Origin of the sequence: Nonomuraea sp. NPDC049750, assembly GCF_040659625.1 — a bacterium.
Classification (GTDB): Bacteria; Actinomycetota; Actinomycetes; order Streptosporangiales; family Streptosporangiaceae; genus Nonomuraea.
Map to the genome: position 1 here is coordinate 46717 of NZ_JBFANB010000024.1, position 20906 is coordinate 67622.

At 70.3% G+C, this 20906-nt stretch carries 17 protein-coding genes; 12 read left to right on the top strand and 5 right to left on the bottom strand.

Annotated features, from left to right (window positions below):
• Positions 1 to 12: 12 nt before the first annotated feature.
• The 3 genes from AB0J16_RS42430 (at position 13) to AB0J16_RS42440 (ending at position 2335) form a co-directional block, all read left to right on the top strand.
• Positions 13 to 459 (top strand): RNA polymerase sigma factor, encoded by a 447-nt coding sequence (locus AB0J16_RS42430; RefSeq protein ID WP_357949494.1) that lies wholly within the window; start codon positions 13 to 15, stop codon positions 457 to 459.
• On the top strand, positions 452 to 1399 hold the full coding sequence (locus tag AB0J16_RS42435; RefSeq protein ID WP_358550771.1) for a hypothetical protein: 948 nt from the start codon (positions 452 to 454) through the stop codon (positions 1397 to 1399). Before AB0J16_RS42430 ends, AB0J16_RS42435 begins: the two co-directional genes overlap by 8 nt.
• A 240-nt stretch (positions 1400 to 1639) precedes the next feature.
• The gene (locus tag AB0J16_RS42440) at positions 1640 to 2335 is read left to right on the top strand and encodes a TetR/AcrR family transcriptional regulator (protein ID WP_358550773.1); all 696 of its coding nucleotides are present in this window, start codon (positions 1640 to 1642) and stop codon (positions 2333 to 2335) included.
• Here AB0J16_RS42440 and AB0J16_RS42445 read toward each other — a convergent pair.
• From AB0J16_RS42445 to AB0J16_RS42460, 4 genes are all read right to left on the bottom strand, one after another.
• Positions 2304 to 3269 carry a glycosyltransferase gene (locus tag AB0J16_RS42445; RefSeq protein ID WP_358550775.1) on the bottom strand — a complete coding sequence of 322 codons (966 nt, stop codon included), beginning with the start codon at positions 3267 to 3269 and terminating at the stop codon, positions 2304 to 2306. The genes AB0J16_RS42440 and AB0J16_RS42445 overlap by 32 nt on opposite strands.
• A gap of 57 nt (positions 3270 to 3326) precedes the next feature.
• Positions 3327 to 4544: an acyltransferase family protein gene (locus AB0J16_RS42450; RefSeq protein ID WP_358550777.1), complete on the bottom strand. Its 1218-nt coding sequence runs from the start codon at positions 4542 to 4544 to the stop codon at positions 3327 to 3329.
• A gap of 175 nt (positions 4545 to 4719) precedes the next feature.
• Positions 4720 to 6351: an LCP family protein gene (locus AB0J16_RS42455; RefSeq protein WP_358550779.1), complete on the bottom strand. Its 1632-nt coding sequence runs from the start codon at positions 6349 to 6351 to the stop codon at positions 4720 to 4722.
• Positions 6352 to 6521: 170 nt separating this feature from the next.
• Positions 6522 to 7952 (bottom strand): hypothetical protein, encoded by a 1431-nt coding sequence (locus AB0J16_RS42460; protein WP_358550781.1) that lies wholly within the window; start codon positions 7950 to 7952, stop codon positions 6522 to 6524.
• Between the two features lie 108 nt (positions 7953 to 8060).
• Between AB0J16_RS42460 and AB0J16_RS42465 the strand changes: the two genes are divergently transcribed.
• From AB0J16_RS42465 to AB0J16_RS42475, 3 genes are all read left to right on the top strand, one after another.
• Entirely contained in the window at positions 8061 to 10097 is a 2037-nt protein-coding gene (locus AB0J16_RS42465) for a hypothetical protein (RefSeq protein ID WP_358550783.1), read from the top strand.
• 84 nt (positions 10098 to 10181) lie between these two features.
• A complete protein-coding gene (locus AB0J16_RS42470; protein WP_358550785.1) occupies positions 10182 to 11075 on the top strand; it encodes a glycosyltransferase family 2 protein in 894 nt (297 codons plus the stop codon).
• Position 11076: 1 nt separating this feature from the next.
• Positions 11077 to 12138 carry a glycosyltransferase family 4 protein gene (locus AB0J16_RS42475; protein WP_358550787.1) on the top strand — a complete coding sequence of 354 codons (1062 nt, stop codon included), beginning with the start codon at positions 11077 to 11079 and terminating at the stop codon, positions 12136 to 12138.
• Here AB0J16_RS42475 and AB0J16_RS42480 read toward each other — a convergent pair.
• A complete protein-coding gene (locus AB0J16_RS42480) occupies positions 12039 to 12998 on the bottom strand; it encodes a lysylphosphatidylglycerol synthase transmembrane domain-containing protein (protein WP_358550789.1) in 960 nt (319 codons plus the stop codon). The genes AB0J16_RS42475 and AB0J16_RS42480 overlap by 100 nt on opposite strands.
• A 92-nt stretch (positions 12999 to 13090) precedes the next feature.
• Here AB0J16_RS42480 and AB0J16_RS42485 point away from each other — a divergent pair, with 92 nt between their 5' ends.
• The 6 genes from AB0J16_RS42485 (at position 13091) to AB0J16_RS42510 (ending at position 20899) form a co-directional block, all read left to right on the top strand.
• Positions 13091 to 13918 carry a class I SAM-dependent methyltransferase gene (locus AB0J16_RS42485; RefSeq protein WP_358550791.1) on the top strand — a complete coding sequence of 276 codons (828 nt, stop codon included), beginning with the start codon at positions 13091 to 13093 and terminating at the stop codon, positions 13916 to 13918.
• Positions 13915 to 14814 (top strand): lysylphosphatidylglycerol synthase transmembrane domain-containing protein, encoded by a 900-nt coding sequence (locus AB0J16_RS42490; RefSeq protein WP_358550793.1) that lies wholly within the window; start codon positions 13915 to 13917, stop codon positions 14812 to 14814. Before AB0J16_RS42485 ends, AB0J16_RS42490 begins: the two co-directional genes overlap by 4 nt.
• A 94-nt stretch (positions 14815 to 14908) precedes the next feature.
• Positions 14909 to 16027, top strand: a complete 1119-nt coding sequence (locus AB0J16_RS42495; protein ID WP_358550795.1) for a glycosyltransferase family 1 protein — start codon at positions 14909 to 14911, stop codon at positions 16025 to 16027.
• Positions 16028 to 16047: 20 nt separating this feature from the next.
• Positions 16048 to 17139, top strand: a complete 1092-nt coding sequence (locus AB0J16_RS42500; protein ID WP_358550797.1) for an NDP-sugar synthase — start codon at positions 16048 to 16050, stop codon at positions 17137 to 17139.
• 175 nt (positions 17140 to 17314) lie between these two features.
• Entirely contained in the window at positions 17315 to 18208 is an 894-nt protein-coding gene (locus AB0J16_RS42505) for a DNA-3-methyladenine glycosylase 2 family protein (protein ID WP_358550950.1), read from the top strand.
• A 48-nt stretch (positions 18209 to 18256) separates the two neighbouring features.
• Positions 18257 to 20899 (top strand): bifunctional FO biosynthesis protein CofGH, encoded by a 2643-nt coding sequence (locus AB0J16_RS42510; RefSeq protein WP_358550799.1) that lies wholly within the window; start codon positions 18257 to 18259, stop codon positions 20897 to 20899.
• Positions 20900 to 20906: the final 7 nt, after the last annotated feature.

Consider the following 20906-nt stretch of genomic DNA (forward strand, 5'->3'; position numbering starts at 1 on the left):
ATCATCGAGGAGCTGTACCGAGAGCACTGGGCGCTCGTGTGCGGGTTCCTGTTACGCCGCACCCGCGATCCCCACCTCGCCGAGGACCTGGCCCAGGAGACATTCGTCAAGGCGACCCGGGCGCTGCTCGGCTGGCGCGGCGAGAACGCGGCCGCCTGGCTGCTCACCATCGCCCGCAACGTCCTGGTCGACCACGTCCGGCGCCACCGCCGCGAGCTGGCCCTGCCCGACCCCGACGAGCTCGGCGTGCCCGCGCTGCACGCCGAGTCGCTGGCCGTGCGCGATGCCCTGGAGCGGCTGCCCGAGCAGCACCGCAGGCTCCTCGCGCTGGTCTACTTCGAGGGCTTCTCGCTGGTCGAGGTGGCCGCGATGACCGGCAAGAAGCACGCCACGATCAAGACCGCCGTGTGGCGGGCCAGAGCCGCCTTCGCCGACATCTACGGAGTTCCGCATGACTGACGATGATCTGCTGCCCATGCCCGACTTCGACCGTAAGGCGACCCGCCGGGCCGTGCGGCGGGGCCTGACGCGTACGGCCTCGATGGTCCTGGCGGCGCTGGTCGTCCTCGTCTTGGTGGCGACGGTCGGCTCCAGCCTGATCCAGCGGCGCGGCGACCGGGAAACGCGCATGGCGGACGTGCTCGGCACCGCCTTCAAGATCTACAACCCCGGCTATGACATCGACGTCCGGGAAACGGGCGCCACCACGCCGCTGTCGATGTCGTTCACCGTTTCCGTCAACCCTGTACGGGCCGTCGGCGGGTTCGTCGCCGGCTTCGGCGGCGCGGAGCACGTCATCACCCAGGACTTCTTCGGCCACGTGGGCAGGCTGCCGCTCGGCAACGGCGCCAACACCACCTTGAGCAGAGCCCTGAGCGAGGTGAGCACCGGCAGCCAGCCCAAGGTCTACAGCCGTAAGGTCCTCGCCAGGCTGCCCGAGGGTCTCAACGCGCTGGCCGTGATCGAATTCGCCAAGCCGCTCACCACCGACGAGCTCATCGCCTTCACCGCCAGATACCGGGGCAACGTCGACAAGGTGGTGTATGAGCGGCGCCCCAGTTCGATTCCCATCACGTGGGGCGGGATGACGAGGTGGGACAGAGCCCCGATGCCCGAACTGACGGCCAAGAAGGATCACCAGATCCTGCCCGATGAGGCGATCAAACTGGACCTCGCGAACTTCCGCCGCTGGGTGGGCATCCTCAAGGACTACGACGACGACAACCTGCACGACTTCGACCTGAGCCTGGCCCGTCTCCGCAAGGCCGCGAACGACGGTCTGGCCTACGCCTATGTGGACTCCCTGGCCACGATCGGCGAGCTGCGGAAGACCATCGAGGACCCGCTGGTCCAGACGGTCCGCCTGGCGGACGTCACCTACGACCTCGAAGGGCCCTAGACGGAGGCCGCGCGGAGGTGCTCGGGGAAGGTGACGTCGGTCAGCTCCTCGGACACGGTCCACCGGCGGCGACGGCGGCGAGGCCGATCCCGCTGTTGGCGCCGGTGACCACGGCGGTGCGGCCGGTCAGGTCGGGGAGGCGGGTGGATGTTTTCGTCATGCTCTCAATGTATGCAGCGATAACAATGTAGTCAATGACAACAATGTAAACACCGCTCACTCCGGGCTAGGCTGAGAGGCATGAAGACCCGGCCTTACCACCACGGAGACCTCCGCGCCGCACTGCTGACCCACGCCGAGCAGACGCTGCGGACGAAGGGGCCGGGGGCGCTGTCACTACGCGAGCTGGCCCGTGAGGCCGGGGTCAGTCCGGCCGCGCCGAGCCGCCATTTCACCAGCAAGCAGGCCCTGCTGGACGCGCTGGCGCTGGAGGGGCACGAGCGGCTGGCGACCGCGATGACCGAGGCTCTGGAGCGGGCCGACGGCTCCTTCGCCGACCGGCTGGCCGCCCTCGCGGGCGCCTACGTGGGCTTCGCCACCGCCAACGCGGCCCTCCTCGACCTGATGTACTCCTTCAAGCACGACACCACCGCCTCCGAGCAACTGATCACGGCCAAGCAGCGCCTGGAGACCCTGACCATGGAGCTGATCGAGCACGGACAGCGCCGGGGAGAGGTCCGCGCGGGGCCGGTGGATCGCGTCAGCCTGCCGGTCATCGCCACTCTGCAGGGCCTCGGCACGCTGGCGGTGAGCGGCGCGATTCCCGCCGAGCAGATCGAGCGGAGCCTGGGCGACACGATCGCGTTCATCCTGCGCGGCAGCGCGCCACCGGCCGCCGACACACCGAGTGGCCCTGCCGCATCGATTCCTGGGTGCCGACCGCCTCAAACCCCCGGTCGGCCCCCTAGACGGCCAGGGAGTGGGCGGGCACGCTGACGCCGGCCCACCTCTCCATCCTGGCCACGAACTCCGCCGCGTGATCGGGCCAGTGGTGCCGCAGGCGGGCCTCCGCGTGGCCGCGCGCCCCCAGTGCCGCCCGCCGCGCGGGGTCCTCCTTCAGATCGAGTACGGCGTGTACGAGCGCGTCCACGTCGAGCGGCACCACGAGCCCGCACCCGACGCGCTCGGCCATCGAGCCATGCGGCGTGGTGATCACCGGGAGCCCCCGGCCCATGTAGTCGAGGATCTTGGTCGGCGTCCTCGGACCGGTTTCCTCCGACAGGGCCAGGCCGGCCAGGGCGCCCTCGGCCATGCGCAGGGCATGGCGGTTCGGGACGTACCCGAACCAGTCGAGCAGCCCGACCCGCTGGGCGTCCCGCAGCAGCGGCCGGATCTCACGGTCGCTGGCGCCGATCAGGTCCATCCGGATGCCGTGCGGGACGAGCCGCTCGGCCAGCCCGATGAGCTCGGAGACGCCGCGCTCGGCGGACAGGCGCCCGATGTGCACCACCCTGCTGTCACCAGGAGGTGAAGGCTCCGCCGACACCAGGGTGGCTTCCGGCACCACGGCGGAGGTGATCACGTGGTGGCGCCGTTCGGCCCGGGCCATCTGCCTGGCGGTGACCTGCTCCCGTACATCCCAGACAATGGGCGGGTGGTGGAAGGGCAGGGCGTGCAGCAGTCGGTGGTCGTGCAGCATCAGCAGGTCGGCGCGCTTGAGGCCGCGTCGGAGCGCCGCCCGCGCCCGGCCGTAGCCGGCGTCGCGCGGCACGTCGATCGCGGTGACGCCCATCGCGGGCGTCACGTTGTAATAGGTGAAGGGCGCGACGTAGGTCACCTCGTGGCCCGCGTCGAGCAGCGCCCGGATCTGCCGGTGCATGATCCGGGCGTCCTCGGGATGGTGGACGGTGGTGGCGACGCAAACCCGCATGCGGTCGATGCTGCGCGGTCACCTGGTCAACGGCGTAAATGCAGGGGGAATTGCCGCTTAACTTCGGGATGGGCGGCGGTATAGCCAGGTTAGGCGGGGTTCGAGGACCCACTTGAACGCGGTGCGCGTCTCGGGGAGGCACAGCACGATGGCCAGGGCGAAACAGCTCGCACTGATCGCCAGCACCCCGAGCGGGCCGTGCAGCCAGGGCAGCTCCAGCCATCCCTGGTCCTTGGCGATGAGGACGGGGATGCCGTGGAGCAGGTAGCAGTAGAGGGTGCGGGTGCCGAGATCGGTGAACCACGTCTCACGCCTGGGCACCAGCGACAGGACGGCATAGCTCATGGCCAGCCCGCAGATCAGCAGCCCGGCGCGTACGCCGAGGCCCATCCACCAGGACAGGTCCATGTCCTGGAAGCTGTGCTTGTAGTAGAAGGGCTTGAGCGGCGCCTTGGGTGCGATGAAGATCGACACCGCGGCGGCCCCGAGCACCACGAACACCGAGACGATCTTGATCCACCGGCGGTCGAGCAGCTCGAAGTGCTCGGGCTGCATCACGAGCCCGATGACGAAGAACGGCATCAGGCCGAAGAACCGGTCCATGCTGAAGTCACCGGAGATCTGCGAGAACCCGGCGAACAGGTAGATCGCGATTGCCACCGGGATCGGGTACTTCATCCGCTTCCACACGGGTGTGGACAGTCGCCAGAACAGCAGCGCCAGCAGATACCAGTTGATCCACGCGGGGTCGATGATCGTGAGGCTCCACTTCTGCCCCAGACCAAGCCGGACCAGCGCGTAGCCGACCTCCACGATCACGTACGGCACGACGAACGTGTCGACCAGTTTGTTGGTCTTCGCGTTGGAGTTCCAGAAATTTCTGGACAGGTAGCCACTGATGAGCACGAACAGCGGCATGTGGAAGGTGTAGATGAAGATGTAGAGCGACCTGGCGGAGTCGGTGTTGAGCGTCGGCACCAGCGAGTGGCCGACGATCACGAACGCGATCAGGACGAACTTGACGTTGTCCAGATAAGGGTCGCGCTTCCGCTTGGGTGCCTCGGGCTCGGGCGACGGCTCCGGCTCGGGATCGGCATCGGGCTTCTTGCCCCCCGCCTCGGGCGGGGTGGTGCCGTGCGGATCCGTCTGCTCACTCCAGAAAGCCTCCTCCGGCAGCGGCCACTGAGCTCCTGTGCTCGCGGGACCGGTGGCCTCATCGGCGTCACCGGGGCCCTGGGGAGTCGTGGTCGGTGGGGAGTGCTTCGTGTCAGACACTACGGAGTCGCTCAGCTTCACTCGGGGTCGGGGGAACGCCAAGGCAGCACGCGGCACGCGTCCTTGATCGCGTGGGGCGAACCCGCGTCGCCGACCCGCAACACATTATCCCGGCCGCGAGGCTCCTGTCTCACTAGCGGTGCGAGAACACCCGGTTACACAGGGAACTTGGAGGTCAGGTACAGACGTTCTTCTGCTTGTCCGCGGAGATCGTGCTGTTGGTGACGCTGTCGGGGAGTTTGGTGACCTTGACCGACTTGAAGTCCTCGCCGATGATCAGCTGGATCACGGGCGGGTTCGCCGTGGCCGGGGTCGACGAGGGCACGGGCACCGGAGCGGTGTAGACGTCGGTGGTGGTCGGCTTGAGCTTGCCCGCCGTCGGGGTCGGCTTGGGCTGCATCGCCTTGATCAGCACGTCGCTGTACGTGGTGCCGTCGGCCGCCTTCTTGGCGTAGCGGACCTGGGTGTTGGCCTGGCTCTTGCCGTCGGCGGCCAGGTAGTTGCCCACGCCCGTGACCTTGAAGCCCTCCTTGCTCAGCAGGTCGGCGACCTCGCGGGCCTTGCCCTGCGTCGTCGTGCCGTTGAGCACCTGGACCTGGACCTGCTCCGGCTTGAGGTTGATCTTGGGCTTGGTGGCGGCGGTCGTCGCCGCGGCCTCGGGCAGCTCCACGTCGCTCTTGATGGCGTTGAACAGGTCGTTGGCGTCGGGCTGCCGCCAGACCACCCGGTTGTTGTCCTCGGGGTCCGGCTGCCACGGGATCGTGGTGAACTTGACCCCGCCCGCCGTCATCTTCTGCGCGCTCTTGGCGATGTCGATGAGCTGAGCGGTGTCGTTGGCCAGCTCGGGGTCCATCGTCACCGACTTGGCCGTGGCCTTGATGAAGCTCGTGAGCTTGCCGATGTCGGTGAGGAGCTGGCTGCTGGTGGCCTTCTGCACGACCTTGCTCAGGAAGATCTGCTGGCGCTTGATCCGCTGGATGTCGCTGCCGTCACCGTAGTGGCGCAGCCGGACGTAGCCCAGCGCCTGCTCGCCGTTCAGCAGGCTCTTGCCCGGGGGCAGCTTCAGGTGGGAGTTCTTGTCGTCGACGCCGTTCTGGAGGCAGATCTCGATGCCGTCGAGGGCGTCGACGATGTTCTTGAAGCCGCTGAAGTCGACCTCGACGTAGTGGTCGATGCGGATGCCGGTGAGGGTCTCCAGCGTGGACATGGTGCAGGCGACCCCGCCCGAGCTGTACGCCGAGTTGATCATGTCCCGGCGGGCCGCCATCTCCTGCTTGGTGGTCTCGTTCTTGCACCTGGGGATCTGCACCATCGAGTCGCGCGGGAAGCTGATGAGCCGCGCCTGGTCCCGGTTGGGCGAGATGTGCATCAGGATGATCGTGTCGGTGCGCTTGCCGCCCGCGTCGGCCTTCCTGGCGTCCGCCTGGCCGTACTTCGCGTTGCCCTTGCCCGCGCGGGTGTCGGAGCCGACCAGCAGCACGTTGAGCGCGCCGGTGTCCGGAGGCCGAGGGGTGAGGATGTCTTCCTTGAAGCCCCTCTGGTTGATGTTGCTGAAGGCGTCGCGGTAGAGCGTGTATCCGGTCAGCGCGCCGGCGACCATGAGCGAGGTGGTCGCGATGCTGATCCAGGCCAGCACGCGCATCTTGTTGCCACCGCCGTTACCGCCGCCGCGGTGGCCGCGGGGCGGCAGGTCCTCGGGTGGCGGCGGAGGCGGGCTCGACGCCGCCGCCCGGCGCGACATCCGGCTGCCGGGCTGTGTAGAGGCGACCCTGCGGTCCTCCACGGACACGCTCCAATGGTCACTCATGCGCCCCCTCGCCCAGTCCGGTCGGCTCGGTCGTTCTGCGCCACGAGACTAGGTCACGGACGGCGTGCCCGCAGCCATGACCAAGAGAATCGACCGTGACTCGGGCGTGATGTTACCGGGCAAAAGCATACTCAGAGCTGGACATTTCGTGGAATATCCTCGACAAACTCTTAGAGTTTGCGCAGGTCGGGGCGGGTGGCCAGGGCCGCCGTCAGGCAGGCCAGGGGTACGGCCGGCAGGACGTACCGGTAGTCGAACTCGGCCACCGCGGCGGGCATCACCAGCAGAAGAACCGACGTCGACCAGGGCAGCAGCCACGCGGGCGGCTCATAAATCCCTCTCACGGACCTGGAGCGCCGCCGCCTGATCGCCAGGGCGGGCGGGACGAGCAGGACGGCCAGCAGCACGGTGCCCGGCAGCCGGGCCACGTCCTGGTAGGCGCGCATCCAGCCCGCGTACGGCTCGACGACCTCGGCGCCGATCGGCCCCTGCTCGTAGCGCTTGCCCAGGTCGACACCCAGTTGCGCGGCCCACCGGCCGGGCGGCGACGGCGAGGTGGCGGGGAACTCGTAGTAGTCGTAGATCTCGTGGTCGGGGTAGACGGGGCGGCCCCAGACGAACGAACGGCCCAGCTCCGACAGCACGGAGGCCGCGTAGTCGAGCGGCTGCTTTCGGATGGCCAGCGAGGCGAACCTGGCCGCCAACTCGTCGGTCCGCTGGGTGAAGGTGATGTCGGGCAGCGCGACGAGCGGGGAGTCCTTGGCCCAGATGTACTCCTGCGAGGGCGGCCGCTGATCGGGCGGCCGGGGGTCGCAGAGCACCTTGAGGTCCGGCGGGGGGTCCATCTTGGCGCAGTCGGCGAACGACATCGTCCGGGCGTACAGGAACACGCCGTTCGCCCCGACGATGCCGACGCGGTGGTAGGTGGCGTAGAACCAGCCCCCATACGCGAGGATCGGCGCCAGCGCGGCCACGACCACCACCCCGGCCAGCCCCACCCGCCTGCGCAGCAGGAACCAGGCCGCCACGACGACGATCAGCGGCTGGCCGACGGTCCTGGTGAGCGTGGCGGCGGCCAGCAGCAGCCCGACGGCGATCACCACGGACCGGTCGGCCAGGGTGAGCGCCACCGCGGCGACGATCAGGAACATGAAGAGCGTGTCGGAGACGAGCAGGTGCTCCAGCTCGATCTGGTAGGCGTCCAGCAGCACCGGCACCGTGGCCAGCGTCGCCGCCCACCTGGGCGCCCGGCGCGCGCACCAGTAGACCAGCACGCCGGTGGCCAGGCCGAGCAGGTGCTGCGCGGCGGCGACCGCGCCGAAGGAGTGGAACGGTTCGAGCGCCTTCATGAAGGCCGAGTAGCCGGCGGGGCGCACCAGGTCGGGGCGTGGGTGGAAGATGGTGACGACGTAGGTGTAGGAGTCGGGGAACCACAGGGCCGGGCGGTAGCCCAGCATCGTGATCACCCGCAGCGCGGTGCCCAGGGTCAGGACCGCCAGGAACCAGCCGTGCCGCCGCACCAGCGAGGCCGTCCGGGCGGGGTCGCCGACGGGCGTCGCCTCCTCCACCTGTACGTTCTCCCGCTCCCGCTTCACCGGCACGTCGCGTACGCTACCCGCGTTTCTGACGATCTCGCGTAACCGCCCACACCGGGCGCGGTGCGCGGTCGCGCATAATCGCCCGCGCGTTGGATACGCTCGCGATCACCGATGAGAATCGCCTGGCCGGACCGGACGCGCAGGCCGTCGGCGGGCCGGGTGCTCGCCGTGGTCTCGATCCTGCCTGCCCTGATCCTGGCCGGCTGGCTGCTCGCCGCGCTTCCGCTGCTGCTGGCGGGCTGGTACCAGCCGGTGCCGGCGCTGGTGCTCGGGGTGGTGGTCATCGGGTTGCTGTGCCGGTTCGCCGTTCGCGGGCCACTGAAGGTCGTCGAGGCGACCGGGCGGCAGGTCGGCGCGGTCGTCGCCGTCGCGGTGGGGTCGGGGGTTTTCAACGCGATCACGCACACCGAGCAGCTGATCGTCAGGCGTGACCCCGCCACGTACGCGCAGTACGCCATCTGGCTGGCCCGGCACGGCTCGCTGCCGATCATCCCGCAGGTGGAGGCGTTCGGCGGGCCCGATCCGGCGCTCAAGTTCGACAGCATCGGGTTCTACCCCGCGGACGGGGCGGTGGTGCCGCAGTTCATGCCGGGGCCGCCGCTGCTGTTCGCCGCGGGTGACTGGCTCGGCGGGCTCGGCGCCATGCTGCTGACACCGGCCGTGCTGGGGGCGCTGGCCGTGCTCACGCTGGCGGGGGTGGTGGGCCGGCTCGTCGGCGGGCGCTGGGCACCGGTGGCGGCGCTGGCCTTCGCGGTGAGCCTGCCGATCCTCTACACCTCGCGGACCACCTTCAGCGAGATCCCCTCGCTGGTGCTGCTGTTCGGCGGCCTGGCCCTGGTCCATGACGCCCTTGCGCGGGAGGACAGGTCGCGGGGCTGGGCGGCGGCGCTGGGCGGGCTGGTGTTCGGGCTGGCCGTGCTGGTCAGGATCGACGGGCTGCGTGACGTGCTGCCGGTCCTGGCGTTCGCCGGGGCGCTGATCGCCTGGCGGCGCCTCGGCAGGCCCCAAGGCGCGCTCGGGCCGCCGCTCCTGGCCGGGCTCGCGGTTGGTGCGGGGCTGGGGCTGCTGGCGGCGTACGTGCTGGCGCGGCCGTATCTGTCCTATCTGTCCAAGTCGGTCAACCCGCTGCTGGCCATCTGCGCCGCCGTTCTCCTGCTCACCCTGGCGGGCGCGCTCATCGCGCCCCGGCTGGCCCGGATCCGGCTGCCCAGGTGGCTGCCGGATGTGGGGGCCGGGCTGGTCGTGCTGGTCGTGGCGGGGTTGGCCGTGCGACCGTGGCTGCAGACCGTGACGCGGGCGGCCACGACGCGGGAAGACCGGCTCACCTCCGAGTTCATCAGACAGACGCAGAAGGCCAACGGCCTGCCCGTCGACGGCACCCGGCTGTACTCGGAGCTGTCCCTGCACTGGGTGAGCTGGTACGTCGGCATCCCCGCGATCGTCCTGGCCACGCTCGCCGCGGCGGTGCTGGTGCGGCGGCTGCTCAGGAACGGCTCCCCGGCCGAGTGGCTGCTTCCGCTGGCCGTCATCGGCTGGACCACGGTGACCACGCTGCTGCGCCCGGAGATCACCCCCGACCATCCATGGGCCGCGCGCCGGCTGGTCCCGGTGGTGATCCCCGGGATGATCCTGCTGGCGGTGTGGGGGCTGGAGTGGGTGCGTACGCGGGCGCCCATGCGCGGGTACGGCCGGTGGATCGGCGTCGTGGGCGCCGCGCTCATCCTGGTGCCGCCGGCCATCACCTCGATCGGGACCGCGTTCACGCCGGTGGAGCGGGGCGAGCGGGCGGCCGTCGAGGCGATGTGCGCCAAGATCCCGCCGAACGCCTCGGTGCTGATCGTCGAGCGGGTGACGGCCAACCGGTTCACCCAGGTCGTCCGGGGCATGTGCGACCGCCCGACGGCCCAGGTCCTGGTGGAGGCAGGGAAGAATACGGCAAAGGAAGAAGACGTGCGCCGCCTGATCGATCGCGTCCGCGCCGTCGGCCGCGTCCCGGTCGTGCTGGCGGCCGAAGCGGGCCAGGTCGCTCCGTACGGCCCGAATACGCAGGTCATGGCCCTGGTGTCGCGGCAGGACGAGCGCTCGCTCATCGACGCGCCGAACGGCACCTGGGGGTTCGGGATCAGCGTGTGGATGGCCGTTGCCTGACCCGTGTGTGGACTTTTCTCCCTGCTGGGCAGAGTACCCTCGACGCACGTGAGCACGTCTGAGACCCCCCAGAGTGGATACGCCGTGGAAGAAGCGCCATACGTCACGATCGTCCTGCCGTGCTACAACGAGCAGGATCACGTCATCGACGAGGTCGAGCGCATCACCAAGGCGATGGACTCCAGCGGCTACACCTATGAGCTGGTGGCGGTCGATGACTGCTCCACCGACGAGACGCTGGCCAGGCTGCAGGAGGCCGCGCCCCGGTTCGAGCACCTGCGGATCCGCGCCTTCCACCGCAACGGCGGTTCGGGCACCGTGCGCCGCATCGGCACGCAGGAGGCCAGGGGAGAGATCGTCGTCTGGACCGACGCCGACATGACCTACCCCAACGAGCGCATCCCCGAGCTGGTCCAGATCCTGGAGAAGGACACGACGGTCGATCAGGTCGTCGGCGCCCGCACCAGCGAGGAGGGGTCGCACAAGCTGCTGCGCGTCCCGGCCAAGTGGGTGATCCGCAAGGTGGCCGAGCAGCTCGCCGGGCAGAAGATCCCCGACCTCAACTCCGGGCTGCGCGCTTTCCGCAAGTCGGTGGCCAAGCCCTACCTGCGGCTGCTGCCGCCCGGGTTCTCCTGCGTCACGACGATCACGCTGTCGTTCCTGTCGAACCAGCACGACGTCTACTACATGCCGATCGGCTACGCCAAGCGGGCGGGCACGTCGAAGTTCAGCTTCGTCTCCGACGCCTACCGCTACATCCTGCAGGTGCTGCGGATGATCATGTACTTCAACCCGCTCAAGGTGCTCATGCCGCCCGCGTTGTGGCTGGTGGCGATCGGGTTCGTCAAGGGAATCTGGGACATGATCCAGCACCCGTTCTACTTCCCCGCCAACACCGTCATGATCTTCCTGTCGGGCCTGCTCATCGGGTCCGTGGCACTGCTGGCCGACCTGATCGTGCGCTCGCGGGGCGAATAGCGTGCGCATCGCCATCGTCGGCCCCACCTATCCCTACAAAGGGGGCGGGGCGCAGCACACCACCGAGCTGGCGCACCGGCTGACGGCGCTCGGTCACGACGTGGTGATCGAGTCGTGGCGGGCGCAATATCCGGCCTTCCTCTATCCGGGGCAACAGACGATAACGGCGCCCGAGGGCACCCCCTTTCCCAAGACGCTGCGCCGGCTCGACTGGCGCAATCCCGGCGGCTGGGTGGCGTGCGGGCGCCGGCTGCGCTCGGCCGACCTGGTGATCCTGGCCGTCCTGAGCCCGGTGCAGGTCCCGGCCTACCTCGGCATCCTGTACGGCCTGGGCGGCAAGGCCAGGACCGTCGCCCTGTGCCACAACGTGCTGCCGCACGAGCGCAAGCCCTACGACCGGCCGCTGATGAAGGCGCTGCTCAACCGGGTCGACGCCGTTCTCACCCACTCCGACCAGCAGGCGGAGCTGGCCGCGTCTCTGACCGGCAAGCCGGTGAGCGTGGCCGGGCTGCCGCCGCATCTGCCGTCCACGACCGGGGAGCGCTCAGCCGAGGTGCACGGGCGGCTGCTGTTCTTCGGCATCGTCCGGCCGTACAAGGGGCTCGACCTGCTGCTGCGGGCCCTGCCGGAGGGGGTCGGGCTGACCGTGGCGGGTGAGTTCTGGGGCGGGCTCGACGGGACCCGGGCGTTGATCGGTGAGCTGGGCATCGCCGACCGGGTGGAGCTCCGGCCCGGTTACGTGGCCGCCGAGGACGTGCCGAAGCTGTTCGCCGCGGCGGACGCGCTCGTCCTGCCCTACCGCGACGCGACCGCCAGCCAGAACGTCTGGCTCGGACACGAGCACGGCGTGCCGGTGATCGCCACCCGCGTCGGCGCGCTCGCCGACCACGTGACGGACGGCGTCGACGGGCTGCTGGTCGAGCCGGACGACGTCGAGGCGCTCAACGGGGCGATCAAGCGGTTCTACGCCCCGGGCGAGCCCGAGCGGTTGCGGTCGGGCGTCAAGGCGGTCGACCCGGAGCCGTTCTGGTCGTCGTACTCGGCGGTGCTCCTCGACGCCTGACGGCCCAGCAGGAAGGCGATGCCCGCGGCGACGGCGTCGCCCAGGGTGAACGCCAGCCGCGACACCACCGCCACCGCGAAGGCCGGGCCGTTGCCGATCAGCGGCGAGAGCACGAGGATCATGGCGCCCTCGCGCACCCCGACCCCGGCGGGCACGACGAACGTCAGCAGCCCCGTGGCCCAGGCGAACGCGTAGGCCCCGGTCGCCACCACGTAGAGGTCCCACCTGCCCGACAGCAGCCAGGTGTGCAGGCCGTACACGAACCAGCCCAGGGCGGTCCAGCCCACCGCGACCAGCACGGTACGGCCGGGCAGCACGCTTTCGAGCGGCTCCTTGCGCGCCAGGCGCAGGGCCAGGTTGAGACCCCAGGTGAGCACCTTGGGATGCAGGCACACGATGATCACGGGGACCAGCAGCAGGAGGTACCACGCCTGGCGCACGGCCTGCTGCGTCGCCAGCGTCGCGGCGGCGATCGACAGCGCGACCCCCAGGTTGATCACCAGGGACAGCGAGATGCAGGCGAACGTCCGGCGCGGCGGGCTGCCGTGGTCGCGGCCGAGCTCCATCATCGCCGCGTACGCCCACACAGAGCCGGGGATGTACTTGCCGAGCTGGCCCACGAACATGATCCGCCCGGCCACCGGCACCGGCAGCGGCGACCCGAGCCCGGCCAGCACCGCGCGCCAGGCGAGCAGCATGCAGAACTGACCGGCCAGCACCGCCGCGAACGCCCCGAGCACCGCCCACGGCGACAGCGCGGTCACGGCCGCGGTGGTCTCACCCCAGTTCCTGGCCAGTCCGTAGCCGAGGAAACCGAGCGCGACCAGCGCCAGGACGACGCGCAGCAGGCGGCGGAGCATTGGCCAAGGCTAACCGGGGGCGGTCACGGATAGCCAGACGATCGGGTCTTCGATCGTTCGGCGCCTCTCGTACGCGGGTACTGTTGGGCGGCGTGGGTAAGGAACGGGTCGCGCAGCTGGAGTACTCCGAGTTCCAGTCGGCGATGCTTGACGAGGAGAAACGCCGGCGTAAGGCCGCGAAGATCATCGCGGTGGTGGAGCACTTCCACGGCCCGCTCGGCGGGCTGACCGTCGGTGACGTCGGCTGCTCGGCCGGGTTCATCGCCGACGAGCTGGCCGGCGCCGGGGCCGAGCACACGCTGGGCATCGACATCGACGTGCCCGGGCTGCGCAAGGCGGCCGACCGGTTCGGTGAGCGGGTGGCGTTCGTCTGCGGCGACGGCACCGCGCTGCCGTTCCCCGACGGCTCGCTGGACGTGCTGGTGTTCAACCACATCTACGAGCACGTGGTCGACCCTGACGCCGTGGTCGCCGAGATGCACCGGGTGCTGTCCGACGACGGCGTGCTCTACCTGGGGCTGGGCAACCGGCTCGGCATCATGGAGCCGCACTACAAGCTGCCGTTCCTGTCCTACCTGCCGCCCGCGCTCGCCGACCGCTACGTGCGCGCCTTCGGTCGCGCCGACCACTACTACGAGCGCTACCGCACCCGGCGCGGGCTGCGCCGGATGCTGCGGGCCTTCCACGTGTGGGACTACACCTTCCCGGTGCTGGCCACGCCGACGCGGTTCGCCGGGTCAGAACTGTTCCCTGGCGCGCTGGGCCGCGTGGTGCAGGCCGTGCTGGCGCGCACTCCGCGCGCGGTGCTGCGCCTGCTCCTGCCGATCGTGCCCACCTACCTGTGGGTGGCCACGAAGACGCCCCGGCCCCCGGCGGGCGCCGCCCTCCCGCAGCCGCCCGAGCGGGTCCGCCCGCTGTGAGCACCATCAAACCCGGCACATCCGGCAAGGCGCCCATAGTGCGGAAGGCCGTGCGGTTCGGGTTCCTGCTGATCGCCCTCGGGTTCGGCGGGTGGGCCGTGGCGTCGCAGTGGGACGCCGTGGTCGCCGGGTTCGCCCGGCTGAGCTGGCCGCTGATCGCCGCGTCCCTGGTCGGGGTGGTGGCCGCGCTGCTGTTCGCCATGATGACCTGGCGTACCCTGCTGGCCGACCTCGGCTCGCCGCTGCCCCTGCGCCCCGCCGCCAAGGTGTTCTTCGTCGGCCAGCTCGGCAAGTACATCCCCGGCGCGGTCTGGCCGGTCCTGGCCCAGATGGAGATGGGCCGCGACCTCGGCGTGCCCCGCCCGCGCAGCGCGGCGGTGTTCTTCCTGATGATGCCGATCCAGCTGGCCACCGGCCTGCTGGTCACCCTGGTCACGCTCGGCTGGGACCGGTTCGGCTGGCTGCTGCTCCTCGTCCCCGTGCTGCTGGTGCTGCTGGAGCCCAAGGTGATCAACGGGCTGATCGGGTTCGGGCTGCGCAAGCTCAAGCGCGAGCCCCTCGAACGCCAGCTGACCCGGCGCGGCATGCTCACCGCGCTCGGCTGGGCCCTGGCCGGTTGGATCTCCTACGGCGTGCACCTCTACTTCATCGTGCCGCAGGGCGGCCTGCTCTTCGCCATCGGCGCCTTCGCCCTGTCGTGGTCGCTGGGCATCATGTCGTTCGTCGTGCCCGCCGGTGCCGGTGTGCGGGAAGTGGTCATGGTGGGCGTGCTGTCCCCCGTGATGCCCTCGGGACCGGCCATCGCCGTGGCTCTTTCATCGCGGATCGTCATCGTCATTGGGGACCTGATCTGCGCGGGTATGGCGGGAATCGCGGCTCGGCGCGACTCGGTGTGATTTGGACCACGAATTGGGGCCCACTGGTCATAAGCTGAACCGTAGAGGGGGGCGAAAGGTCCCACGTTGATCTTGAGGGGAGAAGATCTTCGTAATGCCTCGAGTGCTCGTCGACGCCGCGGCGGTCCCCGCGGACCGTGGGGCGTTGATCAGATACGTGGACGGGCTCGTCGCCGGGCTCGACCGGGCGGGTGCCGACCTGGCGGTGGTGTGCCAACGCGCCGACGCCGACCGTTATGGGCGCCTCGCGCCCTCGGCCCGGATCATGCCGGGCCCTGTCGCCATCACCAACCGGGCCGCCAGGCTCGCCTGGGAGCAGAGCGGAGTGCCGCTGCTCGCCCGCCAGGCGGGGGCGCAGGTCATCCACGCCCCCTACTACTCGATGCCGATCCGCGCGGGCCTGCCCACCGTGGTGACCGTGCACGACGTCACCTGGTTCACCGAGCCCGACCAGCACAGCGCGGTCCGGGCCTCGTTCTTCAGGTCCGCCACCCGCACCTCCGTACGTCACGCCACCCGCGTCATCGTGCCGTCCAAGGCGACCAGAGACGAGCTGATCCGCGTGCTCGCCGCCGATCCGACCCGCATCGACGTCGCCTACCACGGCGTGGACCAGCGGGTCTTCCACCCGCCGAGCGACGCCGAGATGCTCCGCGCGGTCACCAGGTGCGGCCTGCACGGCCAGCCGTACGTGGCCTTCCTCGGCGCGCTCGACCCGCGCAAGAACGTGCCCAACCTGATCCGTGGCTTCGCCATGGCCGTCAAGAGCCTGGACCACCCGCCCGCGCTGGTGCTCGGCGGCGGAGTCCACGAGGACGACGTCGACGAGGCCTGCCGGGAGGTCGAGGCCACCGTCAAGGTGGTGCGGCCGGGCTACCTGAGCATCCCGGACCTGCCGGGGTTCCTCGGCGGGGCGGTCGTGGTGGCGTTCCCGTCGCGCGGCGAGGGGTTCGGGCTGCCCGTGCTGGAGGCGATGGCCTGCGGCGCGCCGGTGCTCACCACCCACCGCACCTCGCTGCCCGAGGTGGGCGGCGACGCGGTCGCCTACACCGAACCCGACGCCGACAGCATCGCCAGAGAGCTGGGCCAGCTGCTCGCCTCCACCGAGCGGCGGCTGCAGCTGCGCGAGGCGGGTCTGGCCAGAGCCCGCGAGTTCACCTGGGAGGCGTCCGTGGAGGCGCATCTCAGCTCCTACCAGCGCGCGATCGAATAGTTGGATAACCTCACCGAGTGATGGAGAGCTCTTTGCCAGACCTTGAGGCGATCCTCCTGGTCGGAGGGCAGGGCACGCGCCTGCGTCCGCTGACACTGGGCACGCCCAAGCCGCTGCTTCCCACCGCCGGAGTGCCGTTCCTGGCACATCAACTGGCCCGTGCCCGATCATTCGGGGTGCGCCGGATCGTCTTCGCCACCTCCTACAAAGCCTCGATGTTCGAGCCCGTCTTCGGTGACGGGGAGGCGTTCGGGCTCTCGCTCGAATACATGACGGAGGAGACGCCGCTCGGCACCGGCGGCGCGATCCGCAACGCCGCCGAGGCGCTCACCTCGGGTCCCGACGATCCCGTGCTCATACTCAACGGCGACATCCTGTCCGGTCACGACATAGGCGACCAGATTCGCACCCATGTGGACCGTTCCGCTGCTGTAACGCTCCATTTGACGGAGGTCGACGACCCGACCCGGTTCGGCTGCGTGCCCACCGACGACGACGGGCGGGTGACCGACTTCCTGGAGAAGACGCCCAACCCGGTGACCAACCGCATCAACGCGGGCTGCTACGTGTTCACCCGCTCGGTCATCGACCAGATCCCCAGGGGCGAGGTCGTGTCGGTCGAGCGGCAGACCTTCCCGGGGCTCATCGAGTCGGGCGAGCTCGTGCTGGGCTACGCCGACCGCACCTACTGGCTCGACGTCGGCACGCCCGCCGCGTTCGTCCGTGGCTCGCGCGACCTGGTGCTCGGCCGGCTGGCCTCGCCCGCGCTGCCCGGCCCGACCGGCGAATACCTGGCGCTCGACGGAGCGGTGGTCTCGCCGGAGGCCAAGGTGCAGGGCGGCTCCACGGTGGGGGCGCGCGCCGTGGTCGAGGCGGGCGCCTCGGTGCTGGGCAGCGTGCTGGCCGACGACTGCGTGATCCACGCGGGCGCCTCCGTGACGGACTCGGTGGTGGGCCGGGGGGCGCGGGTGTGCGCGGGCGCGGTGGTGTGCGACGCGGTGATCGGCGACGGCGCGGTGGTTGGTCCGGGCAACGAACTCCAGGCGGGGGTCCGCATCTGGCCGGGCATCGAACTTCCTGAGCGTGCGGTCCGCTACTCCAGCGACGTCTGAACCCTTTTTTCTTCCAGTACGGCAAGCGGTGGGCACCCGCCACCCGCTGTACAGGGCTGGGGGCTTCCAGGAATACGCCCGCTGAACCCGCACGTGGCCGGGCGCCGATACGCGCGCCCCTGACAAGGGGCCACCGGCAACCGGAGGCGTACGGGGACGGCAGACTGTAGGGGTGATGGAGCGGTGGTGGGAGCCTGGGCGGGTGCTGGACCTGGGCCTTGTGCTGGGGCCGCACCGGCGCGGCACCGGCGATCCCACCTGGCGCGCCACGCACGACGGTGCCGTGTGGCGCACCTCCCGTACCCCCGATGGGCCCGGCACGCTGCGGGTGAGCATCCGGGCGGGGAGCGTGTGCGGCCAGGCGTGGGGGCCGGGCGCCGGGTGGTTGCTTGAGGCGCTGCCCGCTCTGCTCGGGGCCGATGACGACGCCTCGGGGTTCAGCGTGCGGCACGCCGTGCTGGAGGACGTGGCCAGGAAGCACGCGGGGCTGCGCATCGGCAGGACCGGCCGGGTCATGGAGGCCCTGGTGCCTGCCGTACTCGAGCAGAAGGTCGTCGGGCGTGAGGCGTGGCGGGCCTGGCGGTGGTTGCTGCACCGCTACGGGGAGCCCGCGCCGGGACCCGCGCCTGACGGGATGCGGGTCGTGCCCGAGACGAGCGTGTGGCGGGAGGTGCCGTCCTGGCACTGGCATCGGGCCGGTGCCGAGGCCGTGCGGGCCAGGACGATCGCCACGGCGGCTTGGCACGCCGCCAAGCTGGAGGCCGCCGCCACCAGTGAGGAGCTCGACCGGTTGCTGCGGGCTCTGCCGGGCGTCGGGGTGTGGACGTCGGCGGAGGTGCGTCAGCGGGCCTTCGGCGATCCCGACGCCGTGAGCGTGGGCGACTTCCACCTGGCCACGCTGGTGGGCTACGCGCTGACCGGCGAGAAGACCGACGATCCTGGCATGATGCGGCTGCTGGAGCCCTACATGGGCCACCGGCACCGGGCGACGGTCCTGATCTACCTCACCGGGCTGCGCCCGCCGGCGCGCGGACCGAGAATGTCGGTGCGCGACTACCGCTCCTTTTGACCCTCCCTAGGTGCGGGTCGTGAACTCAGCCCGTCGTAGTGTGCCGGTATGAGTCTCGTAAGTGATTCCGCACTCCGCCGTGCTCTCGCCCGGGCCCGCGACGGCAAGACCCTCGACGTCACCGAGGCGGCCGTGCTGCTCCACGCCCGCGATGAGCACCTTGACACACTGCTCGAACACGCCTCCCGGATCCGGGATGCCGGATTGGCGGCGGTCGGGAGGGAGGGCGTCATCACGTACAGCAGAAAAGTGTTCATCCCGTTGACCAGGCTCTGCCGGGACCGTTGTGGTTACTGCACGTTCGCGACGGCGCCGAACAAACTGCCCGCGCCGTTCCTGAGTCCTGACGAGGTGCTGGAGATCGCCGCCCAGGGGGCGGCGATGGGGTGCAAGGAGGCGCTGTTCACGCTGGGGGACCGGCCCGAGGACCGCTGGCACCAGGCCCGCGAGTGGCTCGACGCGCACGGCTACGACGACACGCTGTCGTACGTGCGGGCGATGGCGATCAGGGTGCTGGAGGAGACCGGGCTGCTGCCGCACCTGAACCCCGGCGTGCTGAGCTGGCGCGACCTGCAGCGGCTCAAGCCGGTCGCGCCGTCGATGGGCATGATGCTGGAGACGACCTCGCGGCGGCTGTTCGAGGAGAAGGGGGCGGCCCACTACGGGTCTCCCGACAAGGATCCGGCGGTACGACTGCGCGTGCTGGAGGACGCGGGCCGTTCGAACGTGCCGTTCACCACCGGGATCCTGATCGGCATCGGCGAGACCATCGAGGACCGGGCCGAGTCGATCTTCGCGATCCGGCGGGTGGCGCGCGAGTACGGCGGTGTCCAGGAGGTCATCGTCCAGAACTTCCGCGCCAAGCCCGACACGGCCATGCGCGGCCTGCCGGACGCCGACCTGCAGGAGCTGGCCGCCACGATCGCGGTGGCCCGGCTCGTCCTGGGGCCCCGGGTACGGCTGCAGGCGCCGCCGAACCTGGTCGACGCCGAGTACGAGCTGATGATCCGGGCCGGGATCGACGACTGGGGCGGGGTGTCGCCGCTGACGCCCGACCACGTCAACCCCGAGCGGCCGTGGCCGCAGATCGACGACCTGGCGGCGCGGACCGGGGAGGCGGGGTTCCAGCTGCGGGAGCGGCTGACGATCTATCCGGAGTATGTGCTGGCGGGGGAGCCGTGGCTGGACCCCCGGCTGTTCGCGCACGTGGCGGCACTGGCGGATCCGGTCACGGGGCTGGCTCGGGAGGACGCGGTGCTCCAGGGGCGGCCGTGGCAGGAGCCGGATGGCGGATTCGCGGCTTCTGGGCGGGTGGATCTGCACGTCGAGGTGGACACGACGGGCCGGACCAACGACCGGCGCGACGACTTCGACAACGTCTACGGAGACTGGGAGGCCCTGCGCGATCGGCTGGACCCCGCCGCACGCATTGCGCCGCCCTCCGCCGACCACCTCCTCGCCGCACCGGCGCCGGGAGTGGGGTCGGGGGCGGGAGCCGGGGCGGTTCAGACCGGGGGGCATACGCCGTCCGAGGTGCGGGCGGCGTTGCGGCGGGCGGAGGCGGATCCGGCGGGGTTGAGTGAGGCCGAGGCCGTGGCGTTGCTGTCGGCCGACGGCGGGGCGCTCGACGAACTGGCCCGCATCGCCGACGACCTGCGCGCGCGGGCGGTCGGCGACGAGGTGACGTACGTCGTCAACCGGAACATCAACTTCACCAACGTCTGCTACACCGGCTGCCGCTTCTGCGCGTTCGCCCAGCGCAGGACCGATGCCGACGCCTACACGCTCAGCCTGGACCAGGTGGCCGACCGGGCGGAGGAGGCGTGGCGGGCCGGGGCGACCGAGGTGTGCATGCAGGGCGGCATTCACCCCGACCTGCCGGGCACCGCCTACTTCGACCTCGCCAAGGCGGTCAAGGCCAGGACACCGGGCATGCACGTACACGCCTTCTCTCCGATGGAGGTCATCAACGGCGCCAGCCGGACGAACCTGTCCATCGAGGACTGGCTGCACGCGGCGAAGGAGGCGGGCGTCGACTCGCTGCCAGGCACAGCGGCGGAGATCCTCGACGACGATGTCCGCTGGGTGCTCACCAAGGGCAAGCTGCCCACCAAGGAGTGGATCGACGTCATCACCACCGCGCACCGGGTGGGCATCCCGACGACGTCCACGATGATGTACGGCCACGTGGACACCCACGTGCACTGGGTCAGGCACATCAAGCTGATCAGGCGGCTGCAGGAGGAGAGCGGCGGGTTCTCGGAGTTCGTGCTGCTGCCGTTCGTGCACACCAGCTCGCCGATCTACCTGGCGGGCGTCGCCCGGCCGGGTCCGACCGCGCAGGAGAACCGGGCCGTGCACGCGCTGGCCAGGATCCTGCTGCACGGCGCGATCTCCAACATCCAGTGCTCCTGGGTCAAGCTCCAGGACGACCTGTGCCACCAGGTGCTCCAGGGCGGGGTGAACGACCTCGGCGGCACGCTGATGGAGGAGACCATCAGCCGGATGGCCGGATCGGAGAACGGCTCGTACAAGACGATCAGCGAGCTGCGCGCGATGGTCGAGGTCACCGGCCGGCCGGTGCGGCAGCGTACGACGGAGTACGGCCGGCCCGACAGCGAGCGGCTGGCCGCGTCGGCGGCGAGCGACGGTGTCTGCCAGAGCGTCAGGCGGGTACTCCCGATGGCGTAGTTATAAC

Coding starts and splice junctions, on each gene's coding strand:
- AB0J16_RS42435 (WP_358550771.1), top strand. CDS start 452: ATGACTGACGATGATCTGCTGCCCATGCCCGACTTCGACCGTAAGGCG.
- AB0J16_RS42440 (WP_358550773.1), top strand. CDS start 1,640: ATGAAGACCCGGCCTTACCACCACGGAGACCTCCGCGCCGCACTGCTG.
- AB0J16_RS42445 (WP_358550775.1), bottom strand. CDS start 3,269: ATGCGGGTTTGCGTCGCCACCACCGTCCACCATCCCGAGGACGCCCGG.
- AB0J16_RS42455 (WP_358550779.1), bottom strand. CDS start 6,351: ATGAGTGACCATTGGAGCGTGTCCGTGGAGGACCGCAGGGTCGCCTCT.
- AB0J16_RS42465 (WP_358550783.1), top strand. CDS start 8,061: ATGAGAATCGCCTGGCCGGACCGGACGCGCAGGCCGTCGGCGGGCCGG.
- AB0J16_RS42480 (WP_358550789.1), bottom strand. CDS start 12,998: ATGCTCCGCCGCCTGCTGCGCGTCGTCCTGGCGCTGGTCGCGCTCGGT.
- AB0J16_RS42495 (WP_358550795.1), top strand. CDS start 14,909: ATGCCTCGAGTGCTCGTCGACGCCGCGGCGGTCCCCGCGGACCGTGGG.
- AB0J16_RS42500 (WP_358550797.1), top strand. CDS start 16,048: ATGGAGAGCTCTTTGCCAGACCTTGAGGCGATCCTCCTGGTCGGAGGG.
- AB0J16_RS42505 (WP_358550950.1), top strand. CDS start 17,315: ATGGAGCGGTGGTGGGAGCCTGGGCGGGTGCTGGACCTGGGCCTTGTG.
- AB0J16_RS42510 (WP_358550799.1), top strand. CDS start 18,257: ATGAGTCTCGTAAGTGATTCCGCACTCCGCCGTGCTCTCGCCCGGGCC.